The following is a 22,904-nucleotide window of genomic DNA, read 5'->3' as shown; positions in this document are numbered from 1 at the left end:
TGGATATTAATCTGACATGCATTTTCCTTCAATTTTTGATGCGAATATCGGAAACTCAAATAAAAGAATAATCGTCCTAAATAATAGCTGATGAATGAATAAAGGATTGTCATCTAGTACGAACAAAAATAGAAATTTGTGAAATTTTGTCTAACTAACTTATCCTTGTTACACAACATCAAAAATAATGAGAATTTGACTGAGCTCATGAAAGATTTTCTGCCATAAACTATGTATAATCTTAACTAACAATTAGGAGGTGACAGCTTGTGAAAAAATTTGTTCAAATTGCGTTTTTACTGATTGGAGGAGCATTGGGCCTTGTTTTCTTACCGCCATTATACGAATTGCTTCATTTATCATCTAATCCTTGGCTAGATAATCCTTATGTATCAGTAGCTCTAGGCGCACTTTTACTGTTTACACTATCTTTTGCATTTTCCGATTACTTTGTAAGGCTCATTAGCTGGATGGAAGAAGTTCTGTTTAAGGTTCCTATCGGAGATTTATTATTTGGTACGTTTGGTTTAATAATTGGGTTGATTGTCGCTTACTTTTTAGGCTTTGCCATTGATAGTGTAAAATTCCCTGTTATCACAGAAGTACTCCCTATTATCCTGTCATTTGTATTAGGGTATTTAGGGTTCCGTCTAGGTTTTAGAAAAAGAGATGAGCTCATACAGCTTTTTACATTACGTAGTACCAATACGAAGAAAAAAGCTGCTGAAGATGCTGAGGCTCAGGAGGTTCGTGGAAGCTACAAACTGCTAGATACAAGTGTAATTATCGATGGTCGTATTGCTGATATTTCTGAAACAGGCTTCATTGAAGGTATATTAGTTGTACCTCAATTTGTGCTCACAGAGCTTCAGCATATAGCTGATTCTTCTGATACCTTAAAGCGCACAAGAGGTCGGCGTGGTTTAGATATTTTAAAAAAATTACAAGATGAGCGTAAGACAAAAGTTGAAATTACGGATGAGGATTTTGAAGATGTACAAGAGGTAGATTTAAAGCTAGTCCGTCTTGCAAAAAAAATGGGCAACGATACATGCATCGTTACGAATGATTTTAACCTGAATAAAGTCTGTGAGCTCCATCATGTAAAAGTCTTAAATATCAATGATTTAGCGAATGCAGTGAAACCTGTAGTCATACCAGGTGAAGATATGCAGGTTGTTGTTATAAAGGATGGTAAAGAGCATAACCAAGGAGTTGCCTATTTAGATGATGGTACGATGATTGTGGTTGAAGGTGGTCGTAGTTATATCGGACAGGCAATTACAGTTACAGTTACTAGTGTGCTGCAAACATCGGCAGGTCGTATGATATTTGCTAAGCCGAAGGACGATTAGGATGTGGGAAAATGCAATATGAAGTGGTTCTACCTGCTGCTGGAAGTGGGAAGCGTATGGGAGCAGGGCAAAATAAATTATTTTTAAAGCTTTTAGAGAAACCTATTCTGGTACACACACTAGAAGTGTTTCAACAAGATCCCGCTTGCACAGGTATTTGGCTCGCTGTAAAACCAGAAGAACGTGGATTTATTCAAAAAATGCTAGAGGACTATAGGATTACCAAAGTGAAGGGTTTACCTGATGGGGGTGCTGAGCGACAGCATTCGGTCCATTCGTGCATGAAAGAGATGCAACAGGTAGATATTGTGCTTGTCCATGACGCAGCACGCCCGTTTATTACGCATGATATCATTGCAAAGCTTGTACAGAACGCGCATAATCACGGTGCAGCAATAGCAGGGGTTCGTGCGAAAGATACGATGAAAAAAGTATCACATAATGGCATTATAGAGGAAACAGTTGATCGAGAAAGCCTTTGGATGGTGCAAACTCCACAAGCATTTCGTTTTGAATTAATTATGGAAGCAGAGGACGTAGCTGAAAAGGTAGGTTTTCTTGGGACAGATGAGGCAATGCTAATGGAGCGTCTCGGACATCAGGTACACATCGTAGAAAGTAGTTATGAAAATGTAAAAATGACAACACAAGAAGACTTAGTATTTGGTGAGGCAATCTTGCGTAAGCGTGGATCATACAATCATTAAGAAATATTATTTATAGAGGCTATTCATTCGTAGTTTTTTGAGGATGGATAGTCTTTTTTATTTGTTTTGGTTGGGGAAAATTGTATGGTCAGAATGCCTTATTGCTTCGTAATCTGTTCAACCATATATGTATGATAATAATGACATTTTGCTAGTCGAATTAGATGCGAAGGCGTAGGAAGAGAATAAAAAGTTGGAATAGCTCAAATAAAGTGGTTTTATCCATTTGTGATCGTTTTACGTGTAAAATGAAATAGTGGATATATGATTAATAAGGTAATAGAATAGATGAAAAGATGTGAGGGGTGTTTATTGTGTCATTAAATGATTGGTTAAATCAAAAGGTTCCAGAAATTACAGGTTCATTAACTAGTATAAATAAACAGTACATCGATGTTGACAACTCAATAGGCTTTGATGGACGGGATCGGGTTATAAAAATAATTGATAATTTCCATGAGGTGCTGTTCCCTGGTATTTATATGACAAGACCTATTGATGAAACAAGGGTGAATGTAGTTTGCAGTAATAAGCTACGTGAAACAGCATTAGATTTGCGGGATATTATCGAAAAAGTATTATTTTATAATATGGAGGACAGTGATCCTGCCAATTGCGAGAAGTATTGCCGTGAACAAGCAGACAAAATTGTTATGAATTTGATTAATCGATTTCCTGCCATTCGCCAAGTGTTACAAACAGATATTCAAGCGGCATATAATGGTGACCCTGCAGCTCTTTCCACAGAGGAGATTTTGCTAAGTTATCCATCTATTGTGGCTGTTTATATTCACCGCATCGCACATGAGTTATACGAAATGGGCGTACAAATTGTGCCTCGTATTATGTCAGAATATGCACACCGATTAACAGGTATCGATATTCATCCAGGGGCTACCATAGGAGAATCTTTCTTTATTGACCATGGAACAGGTGTCGTTATCGGTGAAACTTGTACTATCGGTAAGAATGTAAAAATTTATCAAGGTGTAACATTAGGTGCACTAAGCTTCCCGTTGGATGAAAATGGTAATCCGATTAAGGGCATTAAGCGTCATCCGAATATTGCTGACAATGTTGTCATTTATGCTGGTGCTACTATTTTAGGGGGCGAGACGACGATTGGGCATGATTCCGTCCTAGGGAGTAATATTTGGCTAACACACTCCGTTCCCCCTTATTCACGTGTCTATAATTCACAGCCATCTCCGAATATTAGCAACAGTCAAATGAAAAATATAGAGTATCATATTTAAAGAATATGGGGCAGTCTAGAGAGTGTAGCTTTCTAAACTGCCCATTACTGCTATAGGAGGATAATTATTAAAGCGCTTTTCAAACAACCTAGGGCAAATTTTGATATGATAATGATAAATATTAATTAAAGGAAGATGAATATGTTTCGAATTGGACAAGGTTTTGACGTACATGCATTTGAAGAAGGTCGTCCATTAATTATTGGGGGCATTACCATTCCGCATGAAAAAGGACTGGTAGGACATTCAGATGCGGATGTTCTTTTACACACTGTCACAGATGCAGCTTTAGGAGCAATTGGAGAAGGGGATATTGGCCGTCATTTTCCAGATACAGACCCTGCATTTAAGGACGCGGATTCAGCAAAATTATTAGAGTATATTTGGAAGATTGTTGAGGACAAGGGTTATTCTCTAGGTAATGTCGATTGTACCATTATGGCACAACGTCCTAAAATGGCACCCTATATTGGGCAGATGCAACAACGTATCGCTGAATTATTACACGCAGAGCCTTCACAGGTAAATGTTAAAGCAACTACAACTGAACGATTAGGTTTTACAGGTCGCGAGGAAGGTATTGCGGCAATGGCAACGATTCTATTGATCAAGAAATAAATGTGGATGAACCCCGCTTTTATTTCCTGTAACAGAGTGGTAAAATGAACAAAGTCAATTTTTGATCGAAAATTTAGGAGGCTTTTAATTATGACGAAAGAAGTTCGCGTTCGTTACGCGCCATCTCCAACAGGTTATTTACATATCGGTGGAGCGCGTACAGCATTATTCAATTATTTATATGCAAAACATCATAACGGTAAATTCATTGTACGTATTGAAGATACGGATATTGAACGTAATGTAGAGGGCGGAGAAGCATCTCAGCTAGATAACCTAAAATGGTTAGGTATTGAATATGATGAGTCCATTGATATTGGTGGACCTTATGCGCCTTATCGTCAAATGGAACGTCTTGATATCTATAAAGAACACGCTGAAAAACTATTAGAGCAAGGTGTAGCCTACAAATGTTTCTGTTCTTCTGAAAAGCTTGAAGCATCTCGTGAAGAACAAAAAGCAAGAGGTGTAGCTGCTCCTACTTATGATGGTACATGTCGCCACTTATCAGCAGATGAAGTCGCTGCTAAAGAAGCGGCAGGTGAGCCATACACAATCCGTATGCGTGTACCTGAAAATGTAACATACGAATTTGAAGATCTAGTTCGTGGACAAGTTACATTTGAGTCTAAAGATATTGGTGATTGGGTACTTGTAAAAGCTAATGGTATTCCAACATATAACTATGCAGTTGTTTTAGATGATCACTTTATGGAAATCTCTCACGTTTTCCGCGGTGAGGAGCATTTATCGAATACACCTAAGCAAATGATGATCTTTGATGCATTTGGTTGGGAATATCCACGCTTTGGTCATATGACATTAATTATTAACGAAAACCGTAAAAAACTATCAAAGCGTGATGAATCGATTATTCAATTTGTTACGCAATATAAAGATTTAGGTTATCTTCCTGAAGCGATGTTTAACTTCTTTGCGCTACTTGGTTGGTCTCCAGAGGGAGAAGAAGAGATTTTCTCAAAAGAAGAATTTATCAAAATTTTTGATGAAAAACGTCTTTCAAAATCACCATCTATGTTCGATAAACAAAAGCTAACATGGATGAATAATCAATATATTAAAAAGTTGTCTTTGGAAGAAGTTGTAGCATTATCTTTACCACACCTACAAAAAGCAGGCTTATTACCTGAAGAATTGACTGCAGAGCAACATGCTTGGGCGACGGATTTAATCGCGCTTTATCATGACCAAATGAGCTTTGGTGCAGAAATTGTCGAATTATCTAGCCTATTCTTTAACGACCATATTGAATATGATGAAGAAGCAAAAGAGGTTTTAGCAGGAGAGCAAGTACCTGAAGTAATGGCAGCATTTAAAGCGCAATTGGAAGAGCTAGAAGAATTTACACCAGATGCGGTAAAAGCTGCAATTAAAGCTGTACAAAAGACAACTGGTCATAAAGGTAAAAATCTGTTCATGCCAATCCGTGTTGTGACAACTGGTGAAACACATGGACCAGAGTTGCCGAACGCCATTTGTTTAATTGGTAAAGAGAAATCAATTGACCGTGTGGAGAAATTTGCACAATAAAGATAAATTTATTGACAATTCATTCTTTCGTTGTAAAATGTATTTACATTGAAAAAGCGTTGATAAGGAGAAGTAAGTGGCGCATGCTCTTAAGAGAGGACCATCATCGGCTGAAAGTGGTCTGAGCCTAGGCAAAACTGAAATGCACCTTTGAGCATAAAGCTGAACGAGAGTAGGCTTTATCGAATCATCCCCGTTAATGGATGTCCAAAGTGGAAGGCTTTTTGTCTTCAATCAGAGTGGAACCACGCAAATCGAGCGTCTCTGTCATTCCTTTTAGGAGTGATAGAGGCGCTTTTTTTATTCAACAGAAAAGGAGAGTGAAATACAATGGGTATTCAAATTTTTAACTCATTAACACGACAAAAGGAAACCTTTGTACCGTTGGAAGAGGGCAAGGTAAAAATGTATGTCTGCGGTCCTACGGTTTATAACTATATCCATATTGGGAATTCACGTCCTGTAATTGTTTATGATACAGTACGTCGTTATTTTCAGTATAAAGGCTATGATGTAAAGTTTGTTTCCAATTTTACGGATGTAGACGATAAAATTATTAAAGCTGCAAATGAGCTTGGTGAAGAAGTACATGAATTAACAGAGCGTTTTATTGCAGCCTATTTTGAAGATGTTACAGCACTGGGATGCAAAAAGGCAGATGTTCATCCACGTGTGACAGAGCATATGGACGATATCATTCAATTTATTCAAGTGCTAATTGAAAAGGGCTACGCTTATGAGTCTGCTGGAGATGTGTATTACCGTACTCGTAAATTTGATGGCTACGGTAAATTATCACACCAATCAGTTGACGATTTAAAAATCGGTGCTCGTATTGAAGCAGGCGAGAAAAAAGATGATGCGTTAGATTTTGCTTTATGGAAAGCTGCTAAGCCAGGTGAGATATTCTGGGAAAGCCCATGGGGAGATGGCCGTCCAGGGTGGCATATTGAGTGTTCTGTAATGGCTCGTGAACATTTAGGAGATACTATTGATATTCATGCTGGTGGGCAGGATTTAACTTTCCCTCACCACGAAAATGAAATTGCTCAATCAGAGGCACACAATGATAAAACATTTGCGCGTTATTGGATGCATAACGGGTATATTAATATAGATAATGAAAAGATGTCCAAATCTCTTGGGAATTTTATTCTTGTGAATGATATCCGTAAACAAATTGACCCGCAGATATTGCGTTTCTTCATGCTATCTGTCCATTATCGTCATCCAATTAACTTTGCGAAGGATCTAGTAGAAGCTGCTGCGTCAGGTTTAGAGCGCATTCGTACAGCATACAACAATGTGAAGCACCGCCTTACGACTACCGTAAGCTTAGGAGATCATTCAGAAGAATGGCTGAACAAAATTACGGAACAAAAAGCGCATTTTGAAGAGGCAATGGACGATGATTTTAATACAGCCAACGCTATTTCTGTATTATTTGAAGTAGCTCGTATTGCTAATATTTATTTAAATGAAGCCAATACTTGCAAGAAAGTATTAGAAACCTTTATTGAAACCTTTGAAGTACTAGGTGACGTCTTAGGTATTGAATTTGCAAAAGAAGAAGAACTATTAGACGAAGAAATTGAAGCATTATTACAAGAGCGCGTCGAGGCACGTAAAAATCGTGATTTTGCTCGTTCTGATGAGATCCGTGACCATTTGCAAGCCCAAGGTATCATTTTAGAAGATACACGACAAGGAACTAGATGGAAACGAGGGTAATTAAGTTGGATAAACTTCGCAATGAAGATGTTAAACAATTAAAAGCGCTGGCGTTAGCCTATATGGGTGATGCCGTATTGGAACAAAAGGTCCGAGAATATTTGCTACGCTCTGGTCGTGTTAAACCAAACACACTACATCGAGAGGCAACTCGCTACGTTTCAGCAAAAGCGCAATCTATGATCGTTCATCGCATGATAGATGAAAATTATTTAACAGAGGAGGAATTGGCTGTGTTCCGCCGTGGACGCAATGCCAAATCCGGCTCTGTACCAAAAAATACGGATGTCCAAACCTATCGTAATAGCTCAGGCTTTGAGGCGGTGCTTGGTAGTTTATATTTATTGAATGAACTAGAACGCGTCTACGAAATCATTGCATATGCTATTCAAATAATCGAGGAATCAAAAGGAGTGTCTAAATAATGGCAGAACAGAATGGTGAAATTATTGCCGGTAAAAACCCAGTGTTAGAAGCACTTCGTTCAGGCCGCGATATGAATAAAGTATGGATTGCAGAAGGAGTAAAGAAATCTGGCGTCAATGAACTGCTAGATTTAGCCCGTGAACGTGGTGTTATAGTTCAATTTGTCCCAAAAAAGAAAGTTGATCAATTATCAAGTGCTAATCATCAAGGAATCGTTGCTTCTGTTGCCGCTTATAAGTATGCTGAACTTGAGGATTTATTTGCAGCAGCGGCTAATAAACAGGAAGATCCTTTTTTCTTAATCTTAGATGAGTTAGAGGATCCTCATAATCTAGGGTCTATTATGAGAACGGCTGATGCTATAGGGGCACATGGTATTATTATTCCTAAGCGCCGTTCAGTGAGTTTAACAGCAGTAGTGGCAAAGGCATCTACAGGAGCGATTGAACACGTTCCAGTTGTACGTGTAAACAACCTTGCTCAAACAATAGATGAATTAAAAGAACGCGGTATATGGATTGCAGGGACAGATGCAAAGGGATCAGCAGATTATCGAAAAATGGATGCAACATTACCATTAGCCATCATTATCGGTAGTGAGGGCAAAGGGATGGGGCGTTTATTAAAAGAGAAATGCGATTTTTTATATCACTTACCGATGGTTGGGCATGTCACATCACTGAACGCATCAGTAGCAGCGGCTTTATTAATGTACGAAGTGTATCGTAAACGTCAAGAAGCGATTGAATAACAATGAAAAACATTTTGCTTGTTGATGGCTATAATATGATTGGATCTTGGAAAGAGCTGCGGCCATTGCGTGATACGAATTTTGAGGATGCGCGTAGAAGGTTGATAGAACTCATGGCTGAATATAAAGCAGCGATGGGTTGGCGCGTAATTATTGTTTTTGACGCACATCTTGTACCAGGAGTAGAGCAATCTTATATAGAAAATGATGTAGAAGTCATTTATACACGAAAAAATGAAACAGCAGATGAACGTATTGAAAAAATGACGCATGAATTAAAGGCTAGAAATGTACAAATTCATGTAGCAACTTCTGATATGGCAGAGCAAAGTGTTATATTTGGGAATGGTGCCTTAAGGAAATCGGCTAGAGAGCTAGAAATTGATACAAGTATTATCCAACATAAAATTACTCACGATGTGAAGCGGAAGCAAGAAAGTAAGCCGCCTTCTCGTATAGAATTAAAGCCAGATGTTGCGCTCGCGTTTGAAAAATGGCGACGAGGGTTGAAATGATTGATTGACGCATATTTTCCAATTCCGTTATACTGTTTCTAATTATCTGTTGTGGCTGAGGTGATACCATGTTTAAAAATAGCATTGTACAAGTGACACAAGATTTTGAACGATTCAATGATGAAGAGCTTATTGAAATGGTGCATCAAGGTAATACAGATGCGTTGGATTATTTGATTACGAAATACCGTTTGTTAGTAAGAGCGAAGGCAAGATCCTATTTTTTAATCGGAGCAGATAAGGAAGATATTGTACAAGAGGGCATGATAGGCTTATATAAAGCGATTCGTGATTTTAAAGGTGATAAGCTTGCATCATTCAGGGCTTTTGCAGAGTTATGCATTACAAGGCAGATTATCACAGCTATTAAAACAGCAACTAGGCAAAAGCATATACCTCTAAATTCCTATATTTCTTTGGACAAGCCTATATTCGACGAAGAGTCAGACCGAACGCTTATGGATGTACTAACGGGTGCTATTATGGATGATCCAGAAGAATTGATGATTCATAGAGAAGAGTTTGGATATTTAGAAGAAAAGATGAGTGAGATTTTAAGTGAATTAGAGCTACAAGTTTTAGCCTTATATCTAGACGGTCAGTCTTATCATGAAATTTCCGCCAAATTAAATCGTCATGTGAAATCTATCGATAATGCATTGCAGCGGGTAAAACGTAAATTAGAACGTCATTTAGTCCTTGAGGAAATGTCTTAGCCCATATAGGCTTTATTGACATTGACAAATATAGGTGTTAGTCTTAAAAAGACAAAGTGCCGAAAAAGGTGATTATATGGCAAAAAAAGTCGTGCTAAATTGTGAGAAATGTGGTTCGAGAAATTACACGTTCCCAGCTAAAGAAGGTTCAACTGTACGTCTCGAATTAAAGAAATTTTGCTCGCATTGCAATGAACATACAATGCATAAACAAACGCTATAAAATGATATGTAAATAGACAGATTTGATTGATTCGGAGGTTAAGCTAGAATGGGCAAGATCAAAAGCTTTTTCAGCGATGTAATGTCAGAAATGCGCAAAACAAGCTGGCCGAAAAGTAAAGAACTGACGAAATATACAGTCGTTGTAATTTCAACTGTTGTCATTATGGCTTTATTTTTTGTGTTAGTTGACTTAGGTATTTCATCATTATTCCGCTGGTACTTAGATTTATAATTTAGTAAATAGCATATTTTTGAAATAGCCCGTCCATTGCAATAACGGGTTTTTTCGTTTGTTTTATCTTCATTCAGCAGAAAACTCCATCTAATTGGATCGATGAGATGGGTGAAGTGAAGCGCAAAGCAGTAAAATCTCCTCATTATGATAAATACTACTAGGAGAGTATGATAGTAGCGATAGATGACTATGCTAGTTTCGGTATATATCATCGAGCTTTCGCAAGTAATTAGCGAAAGCTATATTTTTCTAATGAGATGTTTGTGAAAAGAGTAAAAATGCATTGAGCGTATCGCGATTCATTTTCACTTTTATTTGTAAGGGAGGGACGGACGAGGAGTCCTAGTAGTTATGGAGAAAAATTGGTATGTTGTTCATACGTATTCAGGGTATGAAAACCGTGTAAAAGCAAACCTAGAGAAACGTGTAGAAACAATGGGAATGCAAGATAAAATCTTCCGTGTGATTGTTCCTGAGCACGAAGAAACAGAAATGAAAGATGGAAAAAAACGTACAATGATGCGTAAAGTTTTCCCTGGTTATGTGTTAGTAGAGTTAATCATGACAGATGATTCTTGGTATGTAGTTCGAAATACGCCTGGTGTTACGGGCTTTATCGGTTCATCTGGTGGAGGAGCAAAACCAACACCGTTATTACCTGAAGAAGCCGATCGTTTACTGCAGCAAATGGGTATGACCGATAAAGTTGTAGAAGTGGACATTACTGTTGGTGAAGCAGTAGAAGTATTAGAAGGGCCGTTTGCTCATTTCCAAGGGCGTGTTGAAGAAATTGACACAGAAAAAGGTAAAATTAAAGTGACCGTTGATATGTTTGGTCGCGAAACAATTATGGAGCTAGATTTCGAACAAGTTCAAAAATTATAGTTCTAACAATAGAACACTACATGCTAATTGGTAGATGTTTCGCAGATTTTGTTAATTACTACTTGCTTAAAAAAAGTAAAAGTGGTATCATTTCATAGGTCAGACTGTCATACTTTTGTTTGACGTCTGTAATGATAATTTTAATGTTATCGGCACTTAGCTGACAGACAGATATTGAGTGGGAGGGGCAACCCAATTACCACATCACGGACTTAAGGAGGTGTGTCTCGTGGCTAAAAAAGTTATTAAAGTTGTAAAACTTCAAATCCCTGCTGGTAAAGCTAACCCAGCTCCACCGGTTGGTCCTGCATTAGGTCAAGCGGGTGTGAACATCATGGGATTCTGTAAAGAATTTAATGCGCGTACTGCTGATCAAGCTGGTCTTATTATCCCAGTTGAAATTTCAGTATTCGAGGATCGTTCTTTCACTTTCATTACAAAAACTCCACCTGCAGCAGTTCTACTTAAAGTAGCAGCTGGTATCCAATCTGGATCTGGTGAACCAAACCGTAAAAAAGTGGCAACGGTTAAACGTGATAAAGTTCGCGAAATCGCTGAAACTAAAATGCCAGACCTTAACGCTGCTTCAGTAGAAGCTGCTATGTTAATGGTTGAAGGTACTGCACGAAGCATGGGTATTGTTATCGAAGACTAATCCCATTTACTTGATGTTTTGTTTTTTGGAAGGTTGCGAAGTTTCTTTGTGAACACGCAACCTTTATTCGTGGGAGGTAAAATCCGCTATAACCACAATCAAGGAGGAAATATATAATGGCTAAAAAAGGTAAAAAACTGCAAGATGCAGCAAAATTAATTGATCGTAACGCACTATACACTGCACAAGAAGCAATCGAACTTGCTCAAAAAACTAGCACAGTAAACTTCGACGCTACTGTAGAAGTTGCTTTCCGCTTAGGTATTGATACTCGTAAGAACGACCAACAAATCCGTGGCGCAGTAGTGCTACCAAACGGTACTGGTAAAACTCAACGCGTATTAGTATTTGCAAAAGGTGAAAAGCTTAAAGAAGCTGAAGCAGCTGGTGCTGACTATGTAGGCGATGCAGAATATATCCAAAAAATCCAACAAGGTTGGTTTGACTTCGATGTAATCGTAGCAACTCCTGACATGATGGGTGAAGTTGGTAAACTTGGTCGTGTATTAGGACCTAAAGGTTTAATGCCAAACCCTAAAACTGGTACAGTTACTTTTGATGTAACAAAAGCTATCGAAGAAATCAAAGCTGGTAAAGTAGAATACCGTGCTGATAAAGCTGGTATTATCCACGCTCCTATCGGTAAAGTTTCTTTCTCAGCAGAAAAATTAGTAGAAAACTTCTTAGCTGTTTTTGATGTAGTACAAAAAGCAAAACCTGCTGCAGCTAAAGGTACTTACATGAAATCTGTAAATGTTACAACTACAATGGGTCCAGCGGTTAAAATTGACGCTTCTAACGTAGTAGTAAAATAATTTATATATATGTATTGACGATAGTGGCTATACGTGATACTATAGTTGCTGTTGTGAATTATCCATTTGTACCGTAGACAGTAGGAGTGACTTGTCACTTAATGTTCCTACCGAGGACATCGGAATTCAGATTCTTATTTAAAGATGATGACTTTCAGCCTCTGTGTCTATTTGACTCGGAGGCTTTTCTTTTGTCGGTATAAATGACCCATTCTAATAGGAGGTGTCATCATGAGCAAAGCAATCGAAAACAAACAAGTACAAGTTCAAGAGATTACTGAAAAATTCCAAGGCGCTGCTTCTGTAGTAGTTGTGGATTACCGTGGTCTTAATGTTGCACAAGTAACAGAGCTTCGTAAACAACTTCGTGAAGCTGGCGTTGAGTTCAAAGTTTACAAAAACACTTTAACTCGTCGTGCTGCTGAAGCTGCTGGCCTTGAAGGAATCAACGACGTATTAGTTGGTCCTAACGCAATTGCGTTCTCAAATGAAGATGTTGTAGCGCCTGCTAAAATCATCAACGAGTTCGCGAAGAAAAACGAAGCTTTAGAAATTAAAGCTGGTATTATTGAAGGTACTATCTCTTCTGTTGAAGATGTTAAAGCACTTGCAGAACTTCCATCACGCGAAGGTCTACTTTCTATGCTTTTATCTGTACTTCAAGCTCCAGTGCGTAACTTCGCACTTGCAACAAAAGCTGTTGCAGAACAAAAAGAAGAACAAGGCGCGTAATTTAGTACGCACTAATACTTCTGCGGCCTGATCGCAAAAAATAAAACATTATCCAATTAGGAGGAAATTATAATGAATAAAGAGCAAATCTTAGAAGCTATCAAAGCTATGACAGTTCTTGAATTAAACGATTTAGTAAAAGCTATCGAAGAAGAATTCGGTGTAACAGCTGCTGCTCCAGTAGCAGTAGTTGCTGGTGGTGCTGCTGCAGCTGAAGAAAAAACAGAATTTGACGTAGTATTAGCATCTGCTGGTGCAGAAAAAATCAAAGTAATCAAAGTGGTTCGTGAAATCACTGGTTTAGGTCTTAAAGAAGCTAAAGAAGTAGTAGATAACGCTCCTAAAGCTCTTAAAGAAGGCGTTTCTAAAGATGAAGCTGAAGAAATCAAAGCTAAACTTGAAGAAGTTGGCGCATCTGTAGAAGTTAAGTAATCTCTCGTTACTTTTTAACAAAAGGAAAGCTCGTCATTTTGGCGAGCTTTTTTCTTCATTCTGAGGAGGCGTGAAAATGTCAGATCACTATTATACAAGTAAGCCTCAAACTGAAAGTAAACCACGTCACTGGACATTCAAGTTACTAGGGCATACGTTTTCATTTGAAACGGATGCAGGTGTATTTAGTAAAAGCGAAGTAGATTTTGGATCCCGTGTTTTAATAGACGCTTTTCAAATGCCTGATATTGATGGTGCGATTTTTGATGTAGGTTGTGGATACGGGCCGATAGGGTTATCGATTGCCAAAACTAATCCAGACCGTACCGTTTTTATGATGGATATAAATGAACGTGCAGTTGCGCTTTCGCAAAAAAATGCGCAAGTGAACGGTGTTCAAAATGTGCGAATATTTGTGAGTGACGGCCTATCGATGGTTGATAACGATGTAGATGCGGCAGCAATCTTAACGAATCCACCAATTCGTGCGGGGAAGGAAACGATTTTCCGCTTTTACGATGGAGCTTACGATCGGCTAGTGTCTTCGGGTGAACTCTGGGTAGTCATTCAGAAGAAACAAGGAGCGCCATCGACAGTAAGTTACTTAGAAGAAAAGTTTTCAGAAGTCGATGTAGTAGAAAAGAAAAAAGGGTACTGGATAGTACGCGCAAAAAAATAAATGAAATATGTATAATTTATTGACTTGACAAATCGGCTATGATAATATGATACAATGCAAAAATATTATTTTGAGGTCGTATGCCCTTTTTGTATAGAATTGTTTTAATATGGGTATACTTGCCAAGATAAGTTTAGTTAACCGAAAATGAGATCTTTTTGAAGACTCGTTTTCTTTTTGTCTTTCGAAATCATACACTATTTGTATGATTTTGCAAAGACCTAATATCGCTTTATTGAGGGGTGAATGAGTTGACAGGTCAACTAGTTCAGTACGGACAACACCGCCAGCGTAGAAGCTTTGCGCGTATTAAAGAGGTGCTTGAGCTTCCAAATCTGATTGAGATTCAAACGGCGTCTTACGAGTGGTTCCTTGAAGAAGGTTTACGTGAAATGTTCCGTGACATTTCGCCGATCGAGGACTTTACAGGTAATCTTTCATTAGAATTCATCGATTATTCATTAGGTGAGCCTAAATATGATGTTGATGAGTGTAAAGAGCGAGATGTTACTTACGCAGCTCCATTACGTGTGAAAGTACGTCTTTACAACAAAGAAACAGACGAAGTGAAAGAACAAGATGTCTTCATGGGTGACTTCCCGTTAATGACAGAAACAGGTACGTTCATTATCAACGGTGCTGAACGTGTTATCGTTTCACAATTAGTTCGTTCACCAAGTGTGTATTTCCATGATAAAACTGATAAAAACGGTAAAAAAGGCTTTGGAGCTACAGTTATTCCAAACCGCGGTGCTTGGTTAGAGTATGAAACTGATGCGAAAGACGTAGTTTATGTGCGAATTGATCGTACTCGTAAGCTACCAGTAACAGTGTTACTACGTGCATTAGGTTTCGGTTCAGATCAAGAAATTATCGATATTATCGGTGATAACGAGTATCTACGTAATACGTTAGAAAAAGATAACTCTGAAAGTACAGAAAAAGCGCTTTTAGAAATCTATGAACGTTTACGTCCAGGTGAGCCACCAACAGTAGAAAGTGCGAAGAGTTTATTATACTCTCGTTTCTTCGATGCTAAACGTTATGATTTAGCGAATGTTGGTCGCTACAAAATGAATAAAAAGCTTCACATTAAAAATCGTTTATTCAATCAAACGATTGCTGAAACGCTTGTAGATCCAGAAACAGGCGAAATTTTAGTAGAAAAAGGTACAGTATTAGATCGTCGTACTTTAGATAAAATTCTACCTTACCTAGAAGATTCATCAAAAGGTATTGGTTACCGCACTTTATCACAAGTCGGTGGAGTGCTTGAAGATGATGTAACCATCCAATCTATTAAGATTTATGCTCCAAAAGATGAAGCGCAAAAAGAAATTAATATCATTGGTAATGCGTACATTGATGAAGAAGTGAAGAATATTACACCTGCTGATGTTTTATCTTCAGTAAGCTATTTCTTTAACTTACTTTACCAAGTAGGTGCAACAGATGATATTGACCATTTGGGTAACCGTCGCCTACGTTCTGTTGGTGAGTTACTACAAAACCAATTCCGTATCGGTTTGTCTCGTATGGAACGTGTAGTACGTGAGCGTATGTCAATTAATGACACAGCTGCGATCGTACCACAACAATTAATCAATATCCGTCCAGTGATTGCGTCCATTAAAGAGTTCTTCGGAAGCTCTCAATTATCACAATTCATGGACCAAACAAACCCATTAGCAGAGTTAACGCATAAACGTCGTCTATCTGCATTAGGACCTGGTGGTTTAACGCGTGAGCGCGCTGGCTTCGAAGTACGTGACGTTCACTACTCTCACTATGGTCGTATGTGTCCAATCGAGACACCAGAGGGTCCAAACATTGGGTTAATCAACTCATTATCTTCATTTGCCAAAGTAAATAAATTTGGCTTCATTGAAACACCTTATCGTCGTATTGACCACGAAACAGGTCGAGTAACGGAGCAAATTGATTATTTAACAGCTGATGAAGAAGATAACTACTATGTAGCACAAGCAAATTCACCGTTAAATCCCGATGGTACTTTTGTAAATGATGAAGTAGTAGGTCGTTTCCGTGGTGATAACACGGTATTCAGTAAAGCGCAAATGGACTACATGGATGTATCACCTAAACAAGTTGTCTCTGCAGCGACTGCATGTATACCGTTCTTAGAAAACGATGACTCGAACCGTGCACTTATGGGTGCCAACATGCAACGTCAAGCAGTTCCACTTCTTAACCCAGAAGCACCATTCGTTGGTACTGGTATGGAGCATGTTGATGCGCGTGATTCTGGTGCAGCTGTAGTAGCGAAGTATGATGGTATTGTTGAGCACGTTGAAGCTCGCTCTATCCATGTTCGCCGCATTGAAGTTGTAGACGGCAAAGAGGTTAAAGGCGATTTAACAAAATATAAATTACAAAAGTTCATTCGTTCTAACCAAGGTACTTCTTATAACCAACGTCCACTTGTAAAAGTAGGCGAACGTGTGAAGCCTCGAGATATTTTAGCAGATGGTCCATCAATGGAAAAAGGTGAACTAGCTCTTGGACGTAACGTACTTGTTGCCTTCATGACTTGGAACGGCTTTAACTATGAGGATGCTGTTATTATGAGTGAGCGCCTTGTAAAAGACGATGTCTATACATCTGTTCATATTGAAGAATATGAATCAGAGTCTCGTGATACAAAGCTTGGGCCTGAAGAAATCACTCGTGATATTCCAAACGTTGGAGAAGATGCACTTCGTAACCTAGACGAACGTGGTATTATCCGTATTGGTGCGGAAGTACGTGACGGTGATATTCTTGTTGGGAAAGTAACGCCTAAAGGGGTTACAGAATTAACTGCTGAAGAGCGTTTATTACATGCAATCTTCGGTGAAAAAGCTCGTGAGGTTCGTGATACTTCATTACGTGTACCACACGGTGCTGGCGGTATCATTCTTGATGTTAAAGTATTTAACCGTGAAGATGGCGATGAATTACCACCAGGTGTTAACCAATTAGTTCGTGCTTATATTGTTCAAAAACGTAAAATTCGTGTTGGGGACAAAATGGCCGGACGTCATGGTAACAAAGGGGTTATCTCTCGTATCTTACCAGAAGAAGATATGCCATTCATGCCAGATGGCACGCCTGTTGATATCATGTTAAATCCACTTGGTGTACCTTCCCGTATGAATATCGGACAAGTTTTAGAGTTACACTTAGGTATGGCTTCTCGTTACCTAGGCGTTCACATGGCAACACCAGTATTTGATGGTGCTAATGAAGAAGACGTTTGGGAAACAATGGAAGAAGCTGGGATGAACCGTGACGGTAAAACAATCCTGTATGATGGACGTTCTGGTGAACCATTCGATAACCGTGTATCAGTAGGTATCATGTATATGATCAAACTTGCTCACATGGTTGATGATAAACTTCATGCACGTTCAACTGGTCCTTACTCACTTGTTACGCAACAACCACTTGGTGGTAAAGCGCAATTTGGTGGACAACGTTTTGGTGAGATGGAGGTATGGGCACTTGAAGCTTATGGTGCTGCGTATACACTTCAAGAAATCTTAACGGTTAAATCTGATGACGTTGTTGGTCGTGTGAAAACATATGAAGCCATCGTTAAAGGTGAAAGTGTACCAGAGCCAGGTGTTCCTGAGTCATTCAAAGTATTGATTAAAGAACTTCAATCTCTTGGTATGGATGTTAAGATGTTAACAGTTAATGATGAAGAAGTAGAGCTTCGCGATTTAGACGAAGAAGATGATCTTCAGCCAGCTGATGCACTTAACATTGCACCACAGCCAGATACAGAAGAAGAGCCAGTAGAGTCTTTTGAATAATGGAAAACCAAATTCACAAATGTGAATATGGTCAAACTTATTTTTCAAATTAGCCGGGCAGGATTTAACGCCCTGCCTGGCTTTTTCTTTTAATAAATCATTCTATTTCTAATCCTTTGCCAAAGAGGCAATCTTTGCAAACGATTATCGAGCTGCGTAAAAGAGTCTTTATAAAGACCTATACTAGAGGGAGGTAGGCTCCTTGATAGACGTTAATGAATTTGAATATATGAAAATTGGTTTAGCATCACCTGACAAGATTCGTTCTTGGTCATATGGAGAGGTTAAAAAACCTGAAACAATTAACTACCGTACACTAAAACCAGAAAAAGATGGTTTATTCTGTGAGCGTATTTTTGGTCCAACTAAGGACTGGGAGTGTCACTGTGGGAAATATAAACGTGTACGCTATAAAGGCGTAGTTTGTGATCGTTGTGGCGTTGAAGTAACACGTGCTAAAGTTCGTCGTGAACGTATGGGGCATATCGAATTAGCAGCACCAGTTTCTCATATCTGGTACTTCAAAGGTATTCCTAGCCGTATGGGTCTAATTTTAGATATGTCACCTCGTGCTCTTGAAGAAGTTATCTATTTCGCTTCATACGTTGTGATCGATGCAGGTGCTACTAATTTAGAAAGTAAACAATTACTTTCTGAAAAAGAGTATCGTGCATACCGTGAAAAATTCGGTAATACATTCGAAGCATCAATGGGTGCAGAAGCAATCAAAAAATTATTAGGTAAAATCGACCTAGAAGATGAAACACAATCTTTAAAAGAGGAGTTAAAATCTGCTCAAGGTCAAAGACGTACTCGTGCCATTAAACGTCTAGAAGTTGTTGAATCTTTCCGTAACTCAGGAAACTCACCTGAATGGATGATTCTGGATGTACTACCTGTTATTCCACCAGAGCTTCGTCCAATGGTGCAATTAGATGGTGGTCGTTTCGCGACTTCAGATTTAAACGATTTATACCGTCGTGTAATTAATCGTAATAACCGTTTAAAACGTTTATTAGATTTAGGTGCTCCAAGCATCATCGTACAAAATGAAAAACGTATGTTACAAGAAGCTGTTGATGCATTAATCGATAATGGTCGTCGTGGACGTCCTGTAACAGGTCCTGGTAACCGTCCATTAAAATCACTTTCACATATGTTGAAAGGTAAACAAGGTCGTTTCCGTCAAAATCTACTTGGTAAACGTGTTGACTACTCTGGTCGTTCTGTTATCGTAGTAGGTCCAAACTTAAAAATGTACCAATGTGGTTTACCAAAAGAAATGGCTATTGAATTATTCAAGCCATTCGTTATGAAAGAATTAGTAGAGCGTGGTCTTGCTCATAACATTAAATCTGCTAAACGTAAAATCGAACGTTTAAATAACGACGTATGGGACGTTTTAGAAGATGTTATCCGTGAGCATCCAGTATTACTAAACCGTGCACCAACGCTTCACCGTCTTGGAATTCAAGCATTTGAACCAACACTAGTTGAAGGTCGTGCTATTCGTCTTCACCCATTAGTATGTACAGCCTATAATGCTGACTTCGATGGTGACCAAATGGCGGTTCACGTACCATTATCAGCTGAAGCTCAAGCTGAAGCTCGTCTTCTAATGCTTGCTGCACAAAACATCCTGAATCCAAAAGACGGTAAACCAGTTGTAACACCTTCTCAAGATATGGTATTAGGAAACTACTACTTAACACTTGAACGTGAAGGCGCACGCGGTGAAGGTACTGTTTTCTATGGTCCAAATGAAGTTTTAATTGCCTATGATACAGGTCATGTACACTTGCATACACGTATCGCAATAAAAGCAAGTTCATTAAATAATCCAACATTCACTGAAGAACAAAATAATATGTTCTTATTAACAACTGTTGGTAAAGTAATCTTTAATGAAATCTTGCCGGAATCATTCCCTTATATTAATGAGCCAACTGATTTCAACTTAGAGCAAGTAACACCAGAAAAATACTTTGCTAAGTTAACAATTGATGAAGAAACACTTAAAGAGCTTGAATCAGATAATGCTTATAATAATTTAGATGAAAAAGGGAAAATTGATGCACAACGTACAGCTGTATTGCGTAAATACTTTGCATCAGTACCTGTTGTAAATCCATTCCGTAAGAAATTCTTAGGAAATATCATTGCTGAAGTATTTAAACGTTTCCACATTACGGAAACATCTAAAATGCTTGACCGTATGAAAAACCTAGGTTTCAAATATTCAACACGTGCAGGTATTACTGTAGGTGTATCTGACATCGTGGTATTACCTGATAAAGGTGAAATTTTAGCAGAGGCTCAAGAGAAAGTAGATAAAGTTCAAGCGCAATTCCGTCGTGGTTTCATTACTGAGGATGAGCGTTACGATCGCGTAATTTCAAGCTGGAGTGCTGCAAAAGATGAAATTCAAGCGAAGCTGATGAAGTCACTTGAGAAAACAAACCCAATTTTCATGATGTCTGATTCAGGTGCCCGTGGTAATGCATCTAACTTTACTCAGCTAGCTGGTATGCGTGGTCTGATGGCCAACCCAGCTGGTCGTATTATCGAACTTCCAATCAAATCTTCATTCCGTGAAGGTTTAACAGTATTAGAATACTTCATCTCAACTCACGGTGCTCGTAAAGGTCTTGCCGATACAGCCCTAAAAACTGCCGATTCAGGTTACTTAACACGTCGTCTTGTTGACGTTGCACAAGATGTTATCGTTCGTGAAGATGACTGTGGTACTGACCGTGGTTTAACGATTGGTGCATTAATGGAAGGCACAGAGTTAATTGAAGCTCTAGATGAACGTATTGTTGGTCGTCATACGAAGAAAACAATCTTCCACCCTGAAACTGGTGAAGTAATTCTTGCAAAAGACGGTTTAATCGACCAAGATATCGCTCGTGCAATTATCGAGGCGGGTATTGAAGAAGTGACAATCCGTTCAGCATTTACATGTAATACAAAACACGGCGTTTGTAAAAAATGTTACGGCATGAACTTGGCGACAGGTGAGAAGGTTGAAGTTGGGGAAGCAGTTGGTATTATTGCTGCTCAATCAATCGGTGAACCAGGTACACAGTTAACAATGCGTACATTCCATACAGGTGGGGTTGCCGGAGATGATATTACACAAGGTCTTCCACGTATCCAAGAGATCTTTGAAGCACGTAATCCAAAAGGTCAATCTGTTATTTCAGAAATCGCTGGTACGGTTTCAGATATCACAGAAATTCGTGAAGGCTTAAAAGAAATTACAATTCAAGGTGACGTAGAAACTCGTAAGTATCAAGCACCTTATAACGCACGTTTGAAAGTTATCGAAGGTGATAATGTAGAACGTGGTCAAGTTTTAACAGAAGGTTCTATCGATCCAAAACAATTGCTAAAAGTCAAAGACGTTTCAACTGTTCAAGAATATTTATTAAAAGAAGTTCAAAAAGTATACCGTATGCAAGGGGTAGAAATTGGGGATAAACACATTGAGGTAATGGTTCGCCAAATGCTTCGAAAAGTGCGTGTAATTGAAGCTGGAGATACAGAATTACTACCTGGCTCATTATTAGATATCCACCAATTCTCAGAGGCAAACGTAGACGCTGTTATGAATGGCAAAAACCCTGCAACTTGTCGTCCTGTTATCCTGGGTATTACAAAAGCTTCTCTTGAAACAGAATCATTCTTATCTGCAGCATCGTTCCAAGAAACAACACGTGTGTTAACAGATGCAGCAATTAAGGGTAAACGTGACGAGCTTCTTGGATTAAAAGAGAACGTAATTATCGGTAAACTTGTTCCTGCAGGTACTGGTATGCAACGTTATCGTCAAATCCGCATCGAAAAAGATGAGCTTGACACAGAAGTCGTTTCTGCTGAATAAACATTAAAATTAGGCCGAAGAGATGCATATTTTCATCATCTCTTCGGACTTTTTCAAGATATTAGTTGACAGTGTAAATGAGTAATGATAATATATTGAAGGTTGATAGTTAACTGTCTGTACTTCGGAGGATATGTAAATGTCTTATGATAAAGTAAGGGCTAGTCAAACAATCATAGGTACAAAGCAAGCAGTAAAAGCAATGCGAGCTGGTTCAGTGAAAGAACTATTTGTGGCACTTGATGCAGACAATTGGGTAACCGATTCGGCCATATCTTTCGCGAGAGAAATCGGTATACCAGTTATTCTTGTTGAGTCCAAAAAGGAACTGGGCAAAGCCTGTGGAATCCATGTTGGAGCTGCGGTAGTTGCGATTACTGTAGAGTAGTTTTTGTGTAAAATGCACAAAGACTTTGTTTTTACCCAAAAAATGAACCACCTGGATGTGTGGTATTAAAAAAGAAGGAATGAAGGGAGGAAAAATCGATGCCTACAATTAACCAATTGGTACGTAAGCCTCGTAAATCTAAAATCACGAAATCAAATTCACCAGCGTTAAACAAAGGATATAACTCATTTAAAAAATCTTTAACTGATGTTAAATCTCCACAAAAACGTGGTGTTTGTACTCGTGTAGGTACAATGACGCCTAAAAAACCAAACTCAGCGTTACGTAAATACGCTCGTGTACGTTTAACTAACCAAATCGAGGTTACAGCGTACATTCCTGGTGAAGGCCACAACTTACAAGAGCACAGTGTTGTTCTTATCCGTGGCGGTCGTGTAAAAGACTTACCGGGTGTTCGTTACCATATCGTTCGTGGTGCTCTTGATACTGCTGGTGTAAACGGTCGTATGCAATCACGTTCTTTATACGGTACAAAACGCCCTAAAGAAAAAAAATAATTTAAATCAA

Annotated in this window: 22 protein-coding genes and 2 other annotated features; all 22 genes read left to right on the top strand. The window is 38.7% G+C overall.

Annotated elements, in window-relative coordinates:
* Positions 1 to 269 precede the first annotated feature (269 nt).
* The 22 genes from RCJ95_RS08575 to rpsL all read left to right on the top strand — a co-directional run bounded on the left by RCJ95_RS08575 (position 270) and on the right by rpsL (position 22,894).
* On the top strand, positions 270 to 1,355 hold the full coding sequence (locus RCJ95_RS08575) for a PIN/TRAM domain-containing protein (protein WP_274770964.1): 1,086 nt from the start codon (positions 270 to 272) through the stop codon (positions 1,353 to 1,355).
* An 11-nt stretch (positions 1,356 to 1,366) separates the two neighbouring features.
* A complete protein-coding gene (gene ispD / locus RCJ95_RS08570; protein ID WP_274770962.1) occupies positions 1,367 to 2,062 on the top strand; it encodes a 2-C-methyl-D-erythritol 4-phosphate cytidylyltransferase in 696 nt (231 codons plus the stop codon).
* Between the two features lie 314 nt (positions 2,063 to 2,376).
* On the top strand, positions 2,377 to 3,318 hold the full coding sequence (gene epsC, locus RCJ95_RS08565; RefSeq protein WP_004233580.1) for a serine O-acetyltransferase EpsC: 942 nt from the start codon (positions 2,377 to 2,379) through the stop codon (positions 3,316 to 3,318).
* Positions 3,319 to 3,459: 141 nt separating this feature from the next.
* Positions 3,460 to 3,936, top strand: a complete 477-nt coding sequence (ispF, locus tag RCJ95_RS08560) for a 2-C-methyl-D-erythritol 2,4-cyclodiphosphate synthase (protein WP_004233581.1) — start codon at positions 3,460 to 3,462, stop codon at positions 3,934 to 3,936.
* Positions 3,937 to 4,026: 90 nt separating this feature from the next.
* Complete coding sequence (gene gltX, locus RCJ95_RS08555; protein WP_221682387.1) at positions 4,027 to 5,487, top strand: glutamate--tRNA ligase; 1,461 nt, start codon at positions 4,027 to 4,029, stop codon at positions 5,485 to 5,487.
* A 50-nt stretch (positions 5,488 to 5,537) separates the two neighbouring features.
* Positions 5,538 to 5,756, top strand: a binding site (T-box leader).
* 61 nt (positions 5,757 to 5,817) lie between these two features.
* Entirely contained in the window at positions 5,818 to 7,218 is a 1,401-nt protein-coding gene (gene cysS / locus RCJ95_RS08550) for a cysteine--tRNA ligase (RefSeq protein WP_257520819.1), read from the top strand.
* On the top strand, positions 7,203 to 7,643 hold the full coding sequence (locus RCJ95_RS08545) for a Mini-ribonuclease 3 (protein ID WP_009373982.1): 441 nt from the start codon (positions 7,203 to 7,205) through the stop codon (positions 7,641 to 7,643). The genes cysS and RCJ95_RS08545 overlap by 16 nt, the downstream gene beginning before the upstream one ends.
* Positions 7,643 to 8,395, top strand: coding sequence for a 23S rRNA (guanosine(2251)-2'-O)-methyltransferase RlmB (gene rlmB, locus RCJ95_RS08540; RefSeq protein ID WP_004233585.1), 753 nt, complete (start codon positions 7,643 to 7,645; stop codon positions 8,393 to 8,395). Before RCJ95_RS08545 ends, rlmB begins: the two co-directional genes overlap by 1 nt.
* A 2-nt stretch (positions 8,396 to 8,397) precedes the next feature.
* Positions 8,398 to 8,910, top strand: a complete 513-nt coding sequence (locus tag RCJ95_RS08535; protein WP_054548958.1) for an NYN domain-containing protein — start codon at positions 8,398 to 8,400, stop codon at positions 8,908 to 8,910.
* 68 nt (positions 8,911 to 8,978) lie between these two features.
* A complete protein-coding gene (gene sigH / locus RCJ95_RS08530; RefSeq protein WP_004233587.1) occupies positions 8,979 to 9,626 on the top strand; it encodes an RNA polymerase sporulation sigma factor SigH in 648 nt (215 codons plus the stop codon).
* Positions 9,627 to 9,702: 76 nt separating this feature from the next.
* On the top strand, positions 9,703 to 9,849 hold the full coding sequence (rpmG, locus tag RCJ95_RS08525) for a 50S ribosomal protein L33 (protein ID WP_004233588.1): 147 nt from the start codon (positions 9,703 to 9,705) through the stop codon (positions 9,847 to 9,849).
* A gap of 48 nt (positions 9,850 to 9,897) precedes the next feature.
* Positions 9,898 to 10,083, top strand: a complete 186-nt coding sequence (gene secE / locus RCJ95_RS08520) for a preprotein translocase subunit SecE (RefSeq protein ID WP_004233589.1) — start codon at positions 9,898 to 9,900, stop codon at positions 10,081 to 10,083.
* A gap of 354 nt (positions 10,084 to 10,437) precedes the next feature.
* A complete protein-coding gene (gene nusG, locus RCJ95_RS08515) occupies positions 10,438 to 10,971 on the top strand; it encodes a transcription termination/antitermination protein NusG (protein ID WP_004233590.1) in 534 nt (177 codons plus the stop codon).
* A gap of 229 nt (positions 10,972 to 11,200) precedes the next feature.
* Positions 11,201 to 11,626 carry a 50S ribosomal protein L11 gene (gene rplK / locus RCJ95_RS08510; RefSeq protein WP_004233593.1) on the top strand — a complete coding sequence of 142 codons (426 nt, stop codon included), beginning with the start codon at positions 11,201 to 11,203 and terminating at the stop codon, positions 11,624 to 11,626.
* A gap of 116 nt (positions 11,627 to 11,742) precedes the next feature.
* On the top strand, positions 11,743 to 12,441 hold the full coding sequence (gene rplA / locus RCJ95_RS08505) for a 50S ribosomal protein L1 (RefSeq protein WP_004233594.1): 699 nt from the start codon (positions 11,743 to 11,745) through the stop codon (positions 12,439 to 12,441).
* 53 nt (positions 12,442 to 12,494) lie between these two features.
* Positions 12,495 to 12,640 (top strand) — a sequence feature (ribosomal protein L10 leader region).
* A 32-nt stretch (positions 12,641 to 12,672) separates the two neighbouring features.
* Positions 12,673 to 13,173: a 50S ribosomal protein L10 gene (gene rplJ, locus RCJ95_RS08500; RefSeq protein WP_004233596.1), complete on the top strand. Its 501-nt coding sequence runs from the start codon at positions 12,673 to 12,675 to the stop codon at positions 13,171 to 13,173.
* Positions 13,174 to 13,245: 72 nt separating this feature from the next.
* Positions 13,246 to 13,605, top strand: coding sequence for a 50S ribosomal protein L7/L12 (gene rplL / locus RCJ95_RS08495; protein WP_004233598.1), 360 nt, complete (start codon positions 13,246 to 13,248; stop codon positions 13,603 to 13,605).
* Positions 13,606 to 13,681: 76 nt separating this feature from the next.
* Positions 13,682 to 14,284, top strand: a complete 603-nt coding sequence (locus tag RCJ95_RS08490; protein ID WP_004233600.1) for a class I SAM-dependent methyltransferase — start codon at positions 13,682 to 13,684, stop codon at positions 14,282 to 14,284.
* 242 nt (positions 14,285 to 14,526) lie between these two features.
* Positions 14,527 to 18,102 carry a DNA-directed RNA polymerase subunit beta gene (gene rpoB, locus RCJ95_RS08485; protein WP_221682385.1) on the top strand — a complete coding sequence of 1,192 codons (3,576 nt, stop codon included), beginning with the start codon at positions 14,527 to 14,529 and terminating at the stop codon, positions 18,100 to 18,102.
* 202 nt (positions 18,103 to 18,304) lie between these two features.
* Positions 18,305 to 21,988, top strand: coding sequence for a DNA-directed RNA polymerase subunit beta' (rpoC, locus tag RCJ95_RS08480; protein WP_221682384.1), 3,684 nt, complete (start codon positions 18,305 to 18,307; stop codon positions 21,986 to 21,988).
* A gap of 139 nt (positions 21,989 to 22,127) precedes the next feature.
* A complete protein-coding gene (locus RCJ95_RS08475; RefSeq protein ID WP_004233607.1) occupies positions 22,128 to 22,376 on the top strand; it encodes a ribosomal L7Ae/L30e/S12e/Gadd45 family protein in 249 nt (82 codons plus the stop codon).
* A gap of 98 nt (positions 22,377 to 22,474) precedes the next feature.
* Positions 22,475 to 22,894: a 30S ribosomal protein S12 gene (gene rpsL / locus RCJ95_RS08470; RefSeq protein ID WP_004233609.1), complete on the top strand. Its 420-nt coding sequence runs from the start codon at positions 22,475 to 22,477 to the stop codon at positions 22,892 to 22,894.
* The last annotated feature ends 10 nt before the right edge of the window (positions 22,895 to 22,904 follow it).

This window comes from Lysinibacillus sp. BSL11 (assembly GCF_052928325.1).
This window is presented reverse-complemented; position numbering and strand designations above follow the sequence as displayed.